The organism is Streptomyces sp. ATCC 21386, from assembly GCF_018728545.1.
Taxonomy (GTDB): domain Bacteria; phylum Actinomycetota; class Actinomycetes; order Streptomycetales; family Streptomycetaceae; genus Streptomyces.
This window is the reverse complement of sequence record NZ_JAAVVL010000001.1, coordinates 980,819-995,753: the sequence shown is the minus strand read 5'-3', so window position 1 is coordinate 995,753 and position 14,935 is coordinate 980,819. Positions and strand designations below refer to the sequence as shown.

Annotated in this window: 14 protein-coding genes; 5 read left to right on the top strand and 9 right to left on the bottom strand. The window is 70.9% G+C overall.

Annotated elements, in window-relative coordinates; all coding sequences use genetic code 11:
* The first annotated feature begins 84 nt into the window (after nucleotides 1-84).
* Nucleotides 85-1,293 (top strand): nucleotide sugar dehydrogenase, encoded by a 1,209-nt coding sequence (locus GWK25_RS04470; protein WP_215448572.1) that lies wholly within the window; start codon nucleotides 85-87, stop codon nucleotides 1,291-1,293.
* Between the two features lie 551 nt (nucleotides 1,294-1,844).
* On the opposite strand, the gene GWK25_RS04465 is transcribed toward GWK25_RS04470, so the two are convergent.
* The 4 genes from GWK25_RS04465 to GWK25_RS04450 form a co-directional block, all read right to left on the bottom strand.
* Nucleotides 1,845-2,969, bottom strand: a complete 1,125-nt coding sequence (locus GWK25_RS04465) for a GuaB3 family IMP dehydrogenase-related protein (protein ID WP_215448571.1) — start codon at nucleotides 2,967-2,969, stop codon at nucleotides 1,845-1,847.
* Between the two features lie 116 nt (nucleotides 2,970-3,085).
* Complete coding sequence (gene guaB / locus GWK25_RS04460; protein ID WP_215448570.1) at nucleotides 3,086-4,591, bottom strand: IMP dehydrogenase; 1,506 nt, start codon at nucleotides 4,589-4,591, stop codon at nucleotides 3,086-3,088.
* A 162-nt stretch (nucleotides 4,592-4,753) separates the two neighbouring features.
* Complete coding sequence (locus tag GWK25_RS04455; RefSeq protein WP_005481141.1) at nucleotides 4,754-5,329, bottom strand: sigma-70 family RNA polymerase sigma factor; 576 nt, start codon at nucleotides 5,327-5,329, stop codon at nucleotides 4,754-4,756.
* Nucleotides 5,330-5,597: 268 nt separating this feature from the next.
* Entirely contained in the window at nucleotides 5,598-6,209 is a 612-nt protein-coding gene (locus GWK25_RS04450) for a response regulator transcription factor (RefSeq protein ID WP_003948568.1), read from the bottom strand.
* 392 nt (nucleotides 6,210-6,601) lie between these two features.
* Between GWK25_RS04450 and GWK25_RS04445 the strand changes: the two genes are divergently transcribed.
* Nucleotides 6,602-6,931 carry a WhiB family transcriptional regulator gene (locus GWK25_RS04445; protein ID WP_215448569.1) on the top strand — a complete coding sequence of 110 codons (330 nt, stop codon included), beginning with the start codon at nucleotides 6,602-6,604 and terminating at the stop codon, nucleotides 6,929-6,931.
* A gap of 25 nt (nucleotides 6,932-6,956) precedes the next feature.
* On the opposite strand, the gene GWK25_RS04440 is transcribed toward GWK25_RS04445, so the two are convergent.
* Nucleotides 6,957-7,859, bottom strand: a complete 903-nt coding sequence (locus GWK25_RS04440) for a LysR family transcriptional regulator (RefSeq protein WP_215448568.1) — start codon at nucleotides 7,857-7,859, stop codon at nucleotides 6,957-6,959.
* Nucleotides 7,860-7,939: 80 nt separating this feature from the next.
* Here GWK25_RS04440 and GWK25_RS04435 point away from each other — a divergent pair, with 80 nt between their 5' ends.
* The 3 genes from GWK25_RS04435 (at nucleotide 7,940) to GWK25_RS04425 (ending at nucleotide 10,314) form a co-directional block, all read left to right on the top strand.
* On the top strand, nucleotides 7,940-8,605 hold the full coding sequence (locus GWK25_RS04435; RefSeq protein WP_215448567.1) for an MOSC domain-containing protein: 666 nt from the start codon (nucleotides 7,940-7,942) through the stop codon (nucleotides 8,603-8,605).
* A gap of 134 nt (nucleotides 8,606-8,739) precedes the next feature.
* Nucleotides 8,740-9,513, top strand: a complete 774-nt coding sequence (locus GWK25_RS04430) for an SDR family oxidoreductase (RefSeq protein WP_215448566.1) — start codon at nucleotides 8,740-8,742, stop codon at nucleotides 9,511-9,513.
* A gap of 93 nt (nucleotides 9,514-9,606) precedes the next feature.
* Nucleotides 9,607-10,314, top strand: coding sequence for an ester cyclase (locus tag GWK25_RS04425; protein WP_215448565.1), 708 nt, complete (start codon nucleotides 9,607-9,609; stop codon nucleotides 10,312-10,314).
* A gap of 77 nt (nucleotides 10,315-10,391) precedes the next feature.
* Here GWK25_RS04425 and groL read toward each other — a convergent pair whose 3' ends face one another.
* The 4 genes from groL to GWK25_RS04405 all read right to left on the bottom strand — a co-directional run bounded on the left by groL (nucleotide 10,392) and on the right by GWK25_RS04405 (nucleotide 14,874).
* On the bottom strand, nucleotides 10,392-12,017 hold the full coding sequence (gene groL / locus GWK25_RS04420; protein WP_215448564.1) for a chaperonin GroEL: 1,626 nt from the start codon (nucleotides 12,015-12,017) through the stop codon (nucleotides 10,392-10,394).
* Between the two features lie 129 nt (nucleotides 12,018-12,146).
* Nucleotides 12,147-12,455 (bottom strand): co-chaperone GroES, encoded by a 309-nt coding sequence (groES, locus tag GWK25_RS04415; protein ID WP_033527131.1) that lies wholly within the window; start codon nucleotides 12,453-12,455, stop codon nucleotides 12,147-12,149.
* A 206-nt stretch (nucleotides 12,456-12,661) separates the two neighbouring features.
* A complete protein-coding gene (locus tag GWK25_RS04410) occupies nucleotides 12,662-13,540 on the bottom strand; it encodes a polysaccharide deacetylase family protein (protein WP_251829437.1) in 879 nt (292 codons plus the stop codon).
* Between the two features lie 296 nt (nucleotides 13,541-13,836).
* The gene (locus GWK25_RS04405; protein ID WP_251828704.1) at nucleotides 13,837-14,874 is read right to left on the bottom strand and encodes a polysaccharide deacetylase family protein; all 1,038 of its coding nucleotides are present in this window, start codon (nucleotides 14,872-14,874) and stop codon (nucleotides 13,837-13,839) included.
* Nucleotides 14,875-14,935 lie beyond the last annotated feature (61 nt).

Sequence of the window (14,935 nt, the reverse complement as noted above, 5' to 3'; positions counted from 1 at the left end):
CTAATGTGACATTGCGCTCGCTCATCCAGACCACCGGGCTTGCGCGCCTGTCCCGCTTCGGTTACTGGGAAGGACGGCCCCGCCATGCCCGCAGATCTCGCCGTGATCGGACTCGGCCAGTTGGGGCTTCCGCTGGCCCAGGCCGCCGTCGCCGCCGGCATCGCCACGCTCGGTTACCGCACCGGGCCCGATTCCGGCTCCCTCACCCCCGGCGAGCTCCGCCGCATGCTGGCCCGCGGCTTCAAGCCCACCACCAGCCCCGCCGAACTCGGCCGCGTCCGTACGGCCGTCATCTGCGCCCCGGCCCCACTCGGCGCAGACGGCTCGCTCGACCTCACCCAGGTCGAGGAGGCCGCCCGCACGCTGGCCGCCCGGCTGCGCCCGCACACCACGGTCATCCTGGAATCCCCGGTCCCGCCGGGCACCACCGGGGACCTCCTGCGCCCCCTCCTCGAAGAGGGCTCGGGCCTCCGCGCGGGCCGCGACTTCCATCTCGCCTACTCCCCGGCCCGCGTCGACCCGGGCAACCGCGCCTACGGCCCCGCCAACATCCCCAAGGTGATCGGCGGCCTCACCCCCGCCTGCACGGAATCGGCGGCGGCGTTCTACGGCCGCCTCACCGACAAGGTGGTCCGCGCGCGTGGCCTGCGCGAGGCGGAGACGGTCCACCTCCTGGAGACCAACTACCGTCACGTCAACATCGCCCTGGTCAACGAGATGGCCGCCCTCTGCCACGACCTGAACGTCGACCTCTGGGACGTCATCCGCTGCGCCGAGACCAAGCCCTTCGGCTTCCAGGCGTTCCGCCCCGGCCCCGGCGTCGGCGGCCACGCCCTCCCCCAGGACCTCGCGGGCCACGCCCCCCGCTCCCTCCGCATGGTCGAACTGGCCCAGCGCGTCAACCACCGCATGCCCCAGTACGTCGTCCAGCGCGCCGCGACCCTCCTCAACGAACACGGCAAGTCGGCCCGGGGCGCCCGCGTCCTCCTGCTCGGCGTCACCTACAAGCCCGACGTCCCCGACCAACAGGGCACGCCCGCCGACGAGATCGCCCGCCGCCTCATCGAACTCGGGGCCCACGTCAGCTACCACGACCCGCACGTCCCGACCTGGAGCGTCCTCGACCGCCCCATCCCCCGCGCCGACTCCCTCTACGAGGCCACCGCCGACGCCGACCTGACGATCCTCCTCCAGCAACACCGCACCTACGACCTCCAGGGCCTGTCGGTGAAGGCGCAACTGCTGCTGGACACCCGGGGGGCCACGCCCACGGGGGCGGCGCACAGGTTGTGAGAGGGGGCGCACGACGCGACCCCGGCCTCCGGGGCTGGTGGCAGACCCCGCCCCACCCCGGTACCGTACGGAAACAGGTGGAGCCCACCGCAGTGGCTGCTGCGGCAGGCTCCTGGATGGATCACGGAGTGTCCGCCCCTAGTCCGTATGGGGGCGGCCGCTCACCATCCGAAAATCCGCAAGATCCACCTCCTCCGGCACTGCACCATCCGAAGACGGACTCGGTCCCAGCGGGTGGGCTTGCGGTGACGTCCCATGGGCGCCCCCTTCCACGACACCGCCCATTAGCCCGGTGGACGGTCCGTCGGAATCGGGCCGGGCCCCGAGGGCGGGGTCCGGACCAGGTCCTTGGAAGGGGGCTCCCAGCCGAACTGGGGCGCCGGACACGAACGCTATCGCCCGGCTACGCCCATTCGGCCCACATTCGTCCCCAACACCCCCACGCGCCCCCACCCCGCAACTCACGCCCCCGCCACGCCACTTGGGCACACAAAGGGCCCGGTCACCCCAAGGCAACCGAGCCCCAAGCCCCGCTCAAGCCGAGCGCAGCGTCACCGCATGTGCGTCGAGTCCGCCACCGTCACCTCGACGCGCTGGAACTCCTTCAGGTCGCTGTACCCGGTCGTGGCCATCGCCCGCCGCAGCGCACCGAAGAGGTTCATGGAGCCGTCGGGGGTGTGCGAGGGGCCGGTGAGGACCTCCTCGATCGTGCCCACGGTCCCGAGGTCGACCTTCTTGCCGCGCGGCAGTTCCTCGTTCACCGCCTCCATGCCCCAGTGGTTGCCCTTGCCGGGCGCGTCCGTGGCACGGGCCAGCGGCGAGCCCATCATGACCGCGTCCGCGCCGCAGGCGATCGCCTTCGGGATGTCACCGGACCAGCCGACACCGCCGTCGGCGATGACGTGCACGTACCGGCCGCCCGACTCGTCCATGTAGTCGCGGCGGGCCGCGGCGACATCGGCGACCGCCGTTGCCATCGGGACCCGGATGCCGAGCACGTTGCGCGTGGTGTGGGCCGCGCCGCCGCCGAAACCGACGAGGACGCCGGCCGCGCCGGTGCGCATCAAGTGCAGGGCGGCCGTGTAGGTGGCGCAGCCGCCGACGATCACGGGAACGTCCAGCTCGTAGATGAACTGCTTCAGGTTCAGCGGCTCGTGCGAGCCGGAGACGTGCTCCGCCGACACGGTCGTGCCACGGATCACGAAGATGTCGACGCCCGCGTCCACGACGGCCTTGGAGAACTGGGCGGTGCGCTGGGGGGAGAGCGCGGCGGCGGTCACCACACCCGAGTCGCGCACCTCCTTGATGCGCTGCCCGATCAGCTCCTCCTTGATGGGAGCGGCGTAGATCTCCTGGAGACGGCGGGTCGCGGCCTCTTCGGGCAGGCCGGTGACCTCGTCGAGCAGCGGCTGCGGGTCCTCGTACCGGGTCCAGAGACCTTCGAGGTTGAGGACGCCCAGGCCACCCAGCTCGCCGATGCGGATCGCGGTGGCCGGGGAGACGACCGAGTCCATGGGGGCGGCCAGGAACGGCAGCTCGAAGCGGTAGGCGTCGATCTGCCAGGCGATCGAGACCTCCTTCGGGTCCCGCGTACGGCGGCTGGGGACGACGGCGATGTCGTCGAAGGCGTACGCCCGGCGGCCGCGCTTGCCGCGCCCGATCTCGATCTCAGTCACGTCTGTGGCCTTTCCCTGATGCGTTCAGCGTCTACCAGTATCGCCGACGGGCACGCCGAGGGCGGTTCCGGAGTCCCGGAACCGCCCTGGAGCAGTGTGCCGTTTCCGCTTGCGTTCTACTTGCGGCTGTAGTTCGGCGCCTCGACGGTCATCTGGATGTCGTGCGGGTGGCTCTCCTTGAGCCCCGCGGAGGTGATCCGGACGAACCGGCCGTTCGCCTGCAGGTCCGGGACGGTGCGGCCGCCGACGTAGAACATCGACTGGCGCAGGCCGCCGACCAGCTGGTGGACGACCGAGGAGAGCGGGCCCCGGTAGGGCACCTGGCCCTCGATGCCCTCGGGGACGAGCTGCTCGTCGGAGGCGACGCCCTCCTGGAAGTAGCGGTCCTTGGAGAACGACTTGCGGTCGCCGCGCGACTGCATGGCGCCCAGCGAACCCATGCCCCGGTACGACTTGAACTGCTTGCCGTTGATGAAGAGCAGCTCGCCCGGCGACTCGGCGCAGCCCGCGAGCAGCGAGCCGAGCATCACGGTGTCGGCGCCCGCGACCAGGGCCTTGGCGATGTCGCCGGAGTACTGCAGGCCACCGTCGCCGATGACCGGGATGCCGGCCTCCTTGGCGGCGAGGGAGGCCTCGTAGATGGCGGTGACCTGCGGGACGCCGATGCCGGCGACGACACGGGTCGTGCAGATGGAGCCGGGACCGACGCCGACCTTGATGCCGTCCACGCCGGCGTCGATGAGGGCCTGGGCGCCGTCACGGGTGGCGATGTTGCCGCCGATGACGTCGACACCGGAGGAGTTCGACTTGATCTTGGCGACCATGTCGCCGACCAGGCGGGAGTGGCCGTGGGCGGTGTCGACGACGATGAAGTCGACGCCGTTCTCGATGAGGGCCTGGGCGCGCTCGAAGGCGTCGCCGGCGACCCCGACGGCCGCGCCGACGAGGAGGCGGCCCTCGCCGTCCTTCGCCGCGTGCGGGTACTTCTCGGCCTTGACGAAGTCCTTGACCGTGATGAGGCCCTTGAGGATGCCCGCGTCGTCGACCAGCGGCAGCTTCTCGATCTTGTGCTTGCGCAGCAGCTCCATGGCCTCGACGCCGGAGATGCCGACCTTGCCGGTGACCAGCGGCATCGGCGTCATGACCTCGCGGACCCGCTGCGAACGGTCGGTCTCGAAGGCCATGTCGCGGTTGGTGACGATGCCGAGCAGCTTCTTGTTGCCGTCGGTCACGGGCACGCCGCTGATGCGGAACTTGGCGCAGAGCGCGTCGGCCTCGGCGAGCGTGGCGTCCGGGTGCACGGTGATCGGGTCGGCGACCATGCCGGACTCGGAGCGCTTCACCAGGTCGACCTGGTTGGCCTGGTCCTCGATGGACAGGTTGCGGTGCAGCACGCCGACGCCGCCCTGACGGGCCATGGCGATCGCCATGCGGGACTCGGTGACCTTGTCCATCGCGGCCGAGAGCAGCGGGATGTTCACCCGCACGTTCTTGGAGACGTACGAGGCGGTGTCGATCTCGTCGGGTGCCATGTCCGACGCGCCGGGCAGCAGCAGCACGTCGTCGTAGGTCAGCCCGAGCGTCGCGAATTTATCGGGCACTCCGTCGACGTTGGCAGTCATGACACCTTCCCCAAATGGCCTTGATCGGTGCGGATGTCCATGCTAACGGGAAGCGCGGGGCACACATTCCACGGTACGAAGTCCTGCCGGGCTTCGTATGTTCGTACGGAAAAGGCGCCCCGCGTGTTCATGCGGGGCGCCCCGAGGCCCGTGCGACCGCGTCTACTGCTCCGCCAGCGCCCGGAGTCTGCTCAGCGCCCGGTGCTGGGCCACCCGGACCGCACCCGGCGACATCCCCAGCATCTGTCCGGTCTCCTCGGCCGTGAGCCCCACCGCGATCCTCAGCAGCAGCAGCTCGCGCTGGTTCTCCGGGAGGTTGGCCAGGAGCTTCTTGGCCCACTCGGCGTCACTGCTGAGCAGGGCGCGTTCCTCGGGGCCGAGGGAGTCGTCGGGGCGCTCCGGCATCTCGTCCGAGGGGACGGCCGTCGATCCGGGGTGGCGCATCGCGGCCCGCTGGAGGTCGGCGACCTTGTGGCCGGCGATGGCGAAGACGAACGCCTCGAACGGCCTTCCGGTGTCCTTGTAGCGCGGCAGCGCGAGGAGGACGGCGACACAGACCTCCTGCGCCAGGTCCTCCACGAAGTGCCGCGCGTCGCCCGGCAGCCGGGACAGACGGGTGCGGCAGTAGCGCAGCGCCAGGGGGTGGACATGGGCGAGCAGATCGTGCGTGGCCTGCTCGTCCCCGTCGACCGCGCGATGCACGAGCGCACCGATCACTGTCGTCTCGTCGTCGCGCATCGGTCCATGGTGCCTTGCGGCCGTCCGGTCCGTGGCGCCACGTCCATGGTTGTGCACCGAAGCGTTATGAGCAGGTGCGCCGGAACTCATCTCCTGCGCCCTCCCCTCCCGCTCGTTCGACTGCTCCCCTAGGAACTCCACACCTCAAGGATGCGGCATCCGCGGCGAAACGAGCAGCGGGCACCCGGCGGATCGTCTCGTCACCCCCGCCGGCCGTGCGGCAGGCGGGGCTCCTCCCTCGTGGGGGACCACCCCCGGCACGGTCCACTCAGCGGACCAGACCCCAGCGGAAGCCGAGCGCCACCGCGTGCGCGCGGTCCGAGGCGCCGAGCTTCTTGAACAGGCGCCGGGCGTGGGTCTTGACCGTGTCCTCGGAGAGGAACAGCTCGCGACCGATCTCGGCGTTGGAGCGGCCGTGGCTCATGCCCTCCAGGACCTGGATCTCCCGGGCGGTGAGCGTCGGCGCGGCACCCATCTCGGCGGAGCGCAGCCGGCGCGGGGCGAGCCGCCAGGTCGGGTCGGCGAGGGCCTGGGTGACCGTGGCACGCAGCTCCGCGCGGGAGGCGTCCTTGTGCAGATAGCCCCGTGCGCCGGCGGCGACCGCGAGGGCCACGCCGTCCAGGTCCTCGGCGACGGTCAGCATGATGATGCGCGCCCCGGGGTCGGCGGACAGCAGCCGCCGTACGGTCTCGACGCCGCCCAGGCCGGGCATGCGTACGTCCATCAGAATCAGGTCCGAGCGGTCGGCCCCCCAGCGGCGGAGGACTTCCTCGCCGTTGGCCGCCGTGGTCACGCGCTCGACGCCGGGCACGGTCGCCACCGCGCGGCGCAGCGCCTCTCGGGCAAGCGGGGAGTCGTCGCAGACGAGGACGGATGTCATGGCCGCCCTCCGCAGCTGATGCGCGTCACCTTGAGCCTCCAGGCTGGTACGAAATCGTCACCTGTGCGGTCGACACTCACGAGCGGACACGAACGCCCGCCCGAGCGCTTGTTCCTTCAACCGCCTCCGCCCGTCTCAACGACGGTCACTCGAAAGAGTTACGGGATGGCTGGCCACCTTCGGCACTCTACGTGAGGGGGCGGACACGGTGCAGACATGCGCGATGGACCCTCAACGTTTCATCACAACCTATGCCCCATTCAGACGTTTTTGTTCCCATTTATTGGTGTCTGAGGCTAGATTCGCAATGAGTCATATTTTCATCTCCTTAGATAGTCGATGTACGGTCATGGGCAACATCTCCTCCCAGAACGGCAACAAGGGGACACGCAATGGCAGATTTCTCCCGCCTTCCCGGACCGAACGCTGATCTGTGGGACTGGCAGCTCCTCGCGGCCTGCCGTGGGGTCGACAGCTCGCTCTTCTTCCATCCCGAAGGAGAACGCGGTGCGGCACGGAGCGCTCGTGAGAACTCGGCCAAAGAGGTCTGCATGCGATGCCCGGTACGCGCGCAGTGCGCGGCCCACGCCCTGGCGGTGCGCGAGCCGTACGGCGTGTGGGGCGGACTGACCGAGGACGAGCGCGAGGAGCTCATGGGCAGGGCCCGGCACCGGTTGGTGACGGCGTCCGCGTCCAGTGGCGACAGCGGTTCGGATACCTGAAAGAACGTTTCTTCAGCGCGTGGCGCTAGCGCAAGGCCGCTCCGGCCAGCCGGTCCAGCGTCGCCGCGACCGTGGGCACAAGGGCCAGGTCGGGCAGGGTGAGCGCCACGATCTCCCGGTGCACCACCGGCTCGACCGACACCGTGCGCACCCCCTTGGGGCGTACGGACTCCACGGCCAGCTCCGGCAGCACGGCCACGCCCAGCCCCGCACCCACCAGCCCCACCACCGCCGGGTAGTCGTCGGTCGCGAAGTCGATACGGGGCGTGAAGCCCGCGCTCTCGCAGACCCGCACCAGTTGCCCCCGGCAGCGCGGGCAGCCGGCGATCCAGGATTCCCCTGCCAGTTCCCCGATGCCGATGGAGCGCGCGCGGGCCAGCCGGTGCCCCTGCGGGACTAGCCCGACGAGCCGGTCGGTGAGCAGGGGGCGCACGACCAGGTCGTCCCACTCCCCCTCCTCCGCTCCCAGTGCGCCCTCATAGCGGAAGGCCAGCGCGATGTCGCAGTCGCCGTCGCGCAGCATCCCGACCGACTGCGGCGGCTCAGCCTCCTCCAGGGAGACCCGGGTGCCGGGATGATCGGCGCGCAGAGCCGCCAGGGCGGTGGGCACCAGGGTGGAGCTGCCGCTGGGGAAGGAGACCAGGCGGACCCGTCCGGCGCGCAGCCCGGCGATGGCGGCGACCTCCTCCTCCGCCGCGGTGAGCCCGGCGAGGATGCCGGCCGCGTGCCGTACCAGCGCCTCGCCCGCCTGCGTCAGCCGCATCTCCCGGCCGGTGCGGACCAGCAGCGGGGTGCCGACGGAGGCTTCGAGCGCCTTCATCTGCTGGCTGACGGCGGGCTGGGTGCAGCCGAGTTCCCGGCCGGCGGCGGAGAAGGAGCCGGTGGTGGCGACGGCGCGCAGGACACGGAGATGACGGGCCTCGATCACGCGGTCGAGCATAAGCGGGGCTTGGACCGCGTGCCGGATATTGCGTCGACGCTTTGACCGTCCGCGCCTACGGTGCCGGTATGAAGCTTCTGTCACTGAATGTGGGCCGGGCCCGAGCCGTCGACGTCGTGGAGGAGTCGAAGAAGGTCTCGGGCATCGACAAACGGCCGGTGGACGGGCCGGTGCGGGTGGCGGCGCCCGGCCCCAGGGGGGTCGGCGCCAGCGGGGTGGCCGGGGACTCGGTGTGCAACACCGAGCACCACGGCGGCGACGACCAGGCGGTCTACGCCTTCGCCCGGGAGGACCTGGACGGCTGGGAGCGCGAACTGGGCCGCGCTCTGCCCAGCGGGGTCTTCGGCGAGAACCTCACCACCGAGGGCCTCGACGTCTCCGGCGCCCTCGTCGGCGAGCGCTGGCGGATCGGCTCCGAGGTGGTCCTGGAGGTCACCTCCAGCCGCGTCCCCTGTCTCAACTTCCAGCGCCACCTGGGCGAGCGGGGCTGGGTCAAGCGCTTCACGCGCCAGGGCGCGCCCGGCGCGTATCTGCGGGTGATCCGGCCGGGCGAGATCAGCGCGGGCGACCCGGTCGAGATCGTCCACCGGCCCGACCACGACGTCACCGTGGCGCTCGTCTTCCGCGCCGTGATGGATCAGCACTCCCTGCTGCCGCGGCTGTTGGCGGCGGGCGAGGCCCTGCATCCGGAGGTGCTGGAGATCGCGCGGAAGTACGTGGCGGCGCAGGGGTGACGGGCCGGTGCGATGCGGGGTGCCGGTGAAGGTGCCACGGCGGTGCGGGTGTTCACCGAGGTGTCGGCGAAGTCGCTGGTGAACGTGCGGTGGAGCCATCGGACCCGTGCGGTCCCGGTCACTACGCTTGGGCCATGACAACGGCTCTGATTACGGGATCGACCGCGGGGATCGGCGCCGCCTTCGCACGGCGGCTGGCGGCGGACGGGCACAACCTGGTGCTGGTGGCGCGGGACACCAAGCGGCTGCGGGAGCAGGCGACCGAGCTGCACGACCGGCACGGCATCGAGGCGGAGGTGCTGACGGCGGACCTCGCGGAGGACGACGGCATCGAGACGGTGGCGCGGCGGCTGGCGGACCGCAAGAACCCGGTCGACCTGCTGGTCAACAACGCGGGCTTCGGCAACAAGGGTCGTTTCCTCGACGTCTCCATGGCCGACGAGCTGCGGATGCTCAAGGTCCACTGCGAGGCGGTCCTGCTTCTGACCTCGGCGGCCACCGAGGCCATGCGCGAGCGCGGTCGGGGCGGTGTGGTGAACGTGGCGTCGGTGGCGGCCTTCGTGCCGCGCGGCACGTACGGGGCGTCGAAGGCGTGGGTCGTGCAGTTCACGCAGGGCGCCGCGCGGGATCTGGCCGGGACCGGGGTGCGGCTGATGGCACTGTGCCCCGGCTTCGTCCGTACCGAGTTCCACGAGCGGGCCGGCATGGGCACGGACAACATCCCTTCCTGGATGTGGCTCGACGCCGACAAGCTCGTCACCGCCGCGCTCGCCGATCTCTCCCGCGGCAGGTCCGTCTCCGTTCCGGACCCCCGCTACAAGGCGCTGATGGGTGTGGTGAAGGTGATGCCGCGCGCCCTGCTGGGCGGGATCAGCTCGAAGACGGGCCGGAAGTACGGGCCGCAGTAGCCGTCCCCCGGACGGCCCAGCGAGTGGGGGCGGCGGCCCGGCGCGACAATGGAGCTGTTCATCCGGACCCAGGGGGGTCAAAGGCGGTGTGTCATGACATTCGTGCAGCTCATCGACTGCAGGACCAGCAGGTTCGACGAGATGAACCGGCTGATGGACACCTGGGTGGAGCAGACCAAGGGGAAGCGGACCGCGACACACAGCGTGATCGGGAAGGACCGCTCGGACGGCTCGCACTTCGTGGAGATCGTGGAGTTCCCCTCGTACGAGGAGGCGATGCGGAACTCCGGGCTGCCGGAGACGGAGCGGATCTTCCAGGAGATGGTGGCGCTGTGCGACGAGATGCCCACGTTCACCGATCTGGACGTGGTGCGCGACGAGCAGTTGTACGCGGCCACCGCGCGGCGGTTCCTCGCGACCATCGCCAAGAAAGGGGAGCTGCCGCCGCTCGACGATCTGCTCGTGGAGGACTACCACGACCACGTTCCCTCCGAGGAACCGGACGCCATCGGGATGGACGCGTTCAGGAGGACGGTCGAGGAGTGGCGGGGCGGGTTCGACTTCGAGTTCACCGTGGAGGATCAGATCGCGCAGGGTGACCGGGTGTGCACGCGGTGGTCGTGGGACGCGACGCACAAGGGGGACTTCGTCGGGATCCCGGCCACTGGGCGGACGGTCCGGATGACGGGGACGCTCGTGCACCGGTGCACGTCCGAGGGGAAGATCGCCGAGGGTTGGTGGGAGTACGACCGGCTGGGGCTGATGGGGCAGTTGGGCGCGCTGGACGATCTGGAGAAGTAGGCGGGGACGCGGACGCGGGAAGGCCCGGCACCCCGAGGGGTGCCGGGCCTTCGCCTACGGCTTACCGACGTCGTACGTCAGTGGGCGTGGCCGTGACCGCCGTGGCCCGCCTCGGCCGGCTCCTCTTCCTTCTTCTCGACGACCAGGGTCTCGGTCGTCAGGAGGAGGGAGGCGATGGAGGCGGCGTTCTCCAGGGCGGAGCGGGTGACCTTGACCGGGTCGATGACGCCGGCCTTGACCAGGTCGCCGTACTCGCCGGTGGCGGCGTTGAAGCCCTGGCCCTTGTCGAGCTCGGCGACCTTGGAGGTGATGACGTAGCCCTCCAGGCCAGCGTTCTCGGCGATCCAGCGCAGCGGCTCGACGGCGGCCTTGCGGACGACCGCGACACCCGTGGCCTCGTCGCCGGTCTTGCCGAGGTTGCCCTCGAGGACCTTCACGGCGTGGACGAGCGCGGAGCCACCACCGGAGACGATGCCCTCCTCGACCGCGGCGCGGGTCGCGGAGATGGCGTCCTCCAGACGGTGCTTCTTCTCCTTCAGCTCCACCTCGGTGGCGGCGCCGACCTTGATGACGCACACGCCGCCGGCCAGCTTCGCGAGGCGCTCCTGGAGCTTCTCGCGGTCCCAGTCGGAGTCCGTGTTCTCGATCTCGGCCTTGATCTGGGCGACGCGGCCCTGGACCGCACCGGAGTCACCGGCGCCGTCGACGATCGTGGTGTCGTCCTTGGTGACGGTGACGCGGCGGGCGGAGCCGAGCACGTCCAGGCCGACCTGGTCGAGCTTGAGGCCGACCTCCTCGGAGATGACCTCGGCGCCGGTCAGCGTCGCCATGTCCTGCAGCATCGCCTTGCGACGGTCGCCGAAGCCGGGGGCCTTGACCGCGACCGCGTTGAAGGTGCCGCGGATCTTGTTGACGACCAGGGTCGACAGGGCCTCGCCCTCGACGTCCTCGGCGATGATCAGCAGCGGCTTGGAGGCGTTGGCCTGGATGACCTTCTCCAGCAGCGGCAGCAGGTCGGCGATGGCGCCGATCTTGCCCTGGTGGATGAGGATGTACGGGTCGTCGAGGACGGCCTCCATACGCTCCTGGTCGGTGACGAAGTACGGCGAGAGGTAGCCCTTGTCGAAGGCCATGCCCTCGGTGAAGTCCAGCTCCAGACCGAAGGTGTTGGACTCCTCGACGGTGATGACACCGTCCTTGCCGACCTTGTCCATCGCCTCGGCGATGAGCTCGCCGACCTGCTGGTCCTGAGCGGACAGCGCGGCGACGGCGGCGATGTCGGACTTCTCCTCGATCGGACGGGCCGTGGCGAGCAGGTCCTCGGAGACCGCGGCGACGGCGGCGTCGATGCCCTTCTTCAGGGCGGCCGGGGAGGCACCGGCGGCGACGTTCTTCAGGCCCTCGCGCACCAGCGCCTGGGCGAGCACGGTGGCGGTGGTGGTGCCGTCACCCGCGATGTCGTTGGTCTTGGTCGCCACCTCCTTCACCAGCTGGGCGCCGAGGTTCTCGTACGGGTCCTCGACCTCGACCTCGCGGGCGATGGTCACACCGTCGTTGGTGATGGTGGGGGCGCCGAACTTCTTGTCGATGACGACGTTGCGGCCCTTGGGGCCGATCGTCACCTTGACCGTGTCGGCAAGCTTGTTGACGCCGCGCTCGAGGGCGCGACGGGCGTCCTCGTCGAACTTCAGGATCTTCGCCATGGGAGCGGTTCAGCCCTCTCGGAAAACGTGGGTGAAACGAACTGCGCCCCCGACGCCCGGCTTGTTAGTGGTCGCGGGGGCCAAGGGCGCAGCTCAAAAGCAAGGTGCTTCGGTGAGGAAGCGGGTGAATTACTTCTCGACGATCGCGAGCACGTCGCGAGCCGAGAGGACGAGGTACTCCTCGCCGTTGTACTTCACCTCGGTGCCGCCGTACTTGCTGTACAGCACGATGTCGCCGACGGAGACGTCGAGCGGCAGCCGCTGGCCGTCCTCGAAGCGGCCCGGACCGACGGCGAGGACGACGCCCTCCTGGGGCTTCTCCTTCGCGGTGTCCGGGATGACCAGGCCAGAGGCGGTGGTCTGCTCGGCGTCGAGCGGCTGGACCACGATGCGGTCCTCGAGCGGCTTGATGGCAACCTTGGAGCTGGTGGTCGTCACGATCCGACCTCCCCCTTCGGAGATCTCACGGGGTTAACTGTCTGAGGTGGCGACCAGGTGGATCCGTCGTCGCGGGTGCCGGACCTGCCCGTCGCGTTGTTGGCACTCTCCAGGGGGGAGTGCCAGACCTGAGACTATGACCGCGATTAGCACTCGGTCAAGCGGACTGCTAATCGAGCGGGTTGTGGCGGTCGGTCGTCGCGGTGTCAGAGGTAGTCCTCCAGGCGGCCGACCGTCAGTCCCTGCTCCTGGATGCGGCGCAGCAGCCGGGTCGTCATCTCCGTGAGAGTGGTGCCCTTGAGCTGGTCGGGGCCCCGGAAGCCGGCGAGGACGATGTCGCCCGGGCGGAGGCGGTCGCCGACGGCGTAGCGGAGGTCGTGGATCTGCATGGAAGCGCGCCACAGGACCACCGCGGAGAGGCCGCAGTCGGCGGCGGCGCGGAGCGTGGTGGTGTCGTAGACGCCGTAGGGCGGGCGGAAGAGGGTCGGCCGGACGCCGAAGCGCTGTTTGAGCTTGTGCTGCTGGCCGCAGATCTCGGCGCGCTGCCCGGCGTACGGCAGGCCGCGCAGGGCGGTGTGGTCGAGCGTGTGGTTCTGCACGGTGGCGCCGACCGCCCGCAGCCGTGCGAAGTGGCCGTACCCGGGCCCCACGACGCTGTCCGTCAGGAACATGCTCACCGGCAGCCGCAGCTCGCGCACCATGTCGACGAACCGGGGGTCCTTCTCGGCCCCGTCGTCGTACGTCAGGAAGACGACCTTGTCCCGGGTCGGCACCCGGTCCACGACCGGCGGCAGCCCCGGCCCCGCCGCGCGGGGCGCCGGGGACCGGTGGGGCTTCTCGGGCGCGGGGGCGAGGGGGGCGGGGAGGCCCCAGCGGCGGTAGGGGGGTGACGAAGGGTGGGGGTGGGGGCGTGCGGGGGTGTGCGCGCCGGAGTGGGGAGGTGCGGGGCGGGGCTGCACCGGCCCGCCCGCACCCGGGCGCGGGACGGTGGGTCCGGATGCCGACGGGGCGGCCGCGCACCCGGTGAGGAGCAGAGCGGTCAGGGCCGTGAGGGCGGCGACGGCGGCGAGGGCGGTCGCGCCCAGGGGGCGGGGGGCTGACGTCCGGGCGTCGGTGACGCCCCGCGCACGACCTGAGCCCCGCGCACGACCTGCACTCCCCGCGCGTTCTACGCCCCACTCACGGGCGGTGCTCCACGGACGGCCCGCACGCCGCCCACGGGCCGCGCTCCCGTCACGGCCCGCGCCCCGCCCACGACGTGCACCCCACCCACGGCGTACGCCCAGCGCACGACGTACGCCCAGCGCACCCGGACCGCGTCCCCCGCCCCGAACAGGTCTCCTCCCGTCCCGCGCAGGTCCCGGCCCGCCCCCGTAGGCCCTCACAGGTAGTCCTCCAGCCTCGCCACCGCGTACCCCTCGGCGGTGACCAGGTTCAGGAAGCGGCGGATCATGTCGGGCATGGTGCCCTTCCAGTCGGACGTGCCCCGGAAGTGGCTGAGGACGATGTCGCCGGGGCGGAGTTCGCGGTCCGACTCGCGGTAGTCCCAGCGGTCGACGAAGACCTCCTCGTTCCAGAGCGGGACGGCCTTGACCCCGCAGGTCGCGGCGGCGCGCAGGGTGTCCCGGTCGTAGCTGCCGTACGGCGGCCGGAAGAGGGTGGGCCGGGTGCCGTACCGCTTCTCCATCACGTCCTGCATGCCGCAGATCTCGTGCTTCTGCGCGGCGTAGGAGAGCGGGGGCAGGTGGCGGTGGCGGAGGGTGTGGTTGTGCAGGGCGACGCCACGGTCCCGCATCCGTGCGAAGTAGCCGTAGTCCTCCTTGATCAGGTAGTCGCTGAGGAAGGCGGTGTACGGGATCCGCAGGTCGGTCATCATCCGCAGGAACGCGGGGTCCTTCTCGGCGCCGTCGTCGATGGTGAGGAAGACGACCTTGTGGCGGGTGGGGACGGTGGTGAAGACCGGGGGCAGGCCGTCCTCCGCGTGCCCGTCGACCTCGAACCCCTCACGGGTCCTGAGTTCCGGCTTCCGTACCGGCGGCGCGGGAGCGCTCAGCGGCACCTTCGCCAGCCCCCAGTGCTTCGCGGCGGCGACCCGCGCGGCCTGCGCCCGGCGCACCTTCCCGGCGTACGCGTCGAGAGCCCGTGCCGCGGGCGCGTCGAGGCGCCGCTGTCCGTCCTGTCGCGCCCCGCGCTGCTGGCCGTGGGCGGGTTCGGCGGTCCCTGCGGCCTCTCCGGCCTCGGCCGCCCCTCGCCGCCCGGCGGAGCCCCGCTCCGGGCCCTCCTCGGCGCCTCCCCCGCCGCATCCGGACATCACGGCCGCGGCGGCGAGCAGCGCGATGCCGCCCCGGACACCGCCACACCCCCCGAGAAGCCCCGCCCGCTTCGCACTCTTTACATCATTTTGTCGTACGAATCGCATGGCGCCGCATCCTCGCAGGGCGGCCCGCCTCCACCGCCCCGACACCGCCACGGTCCCCCGA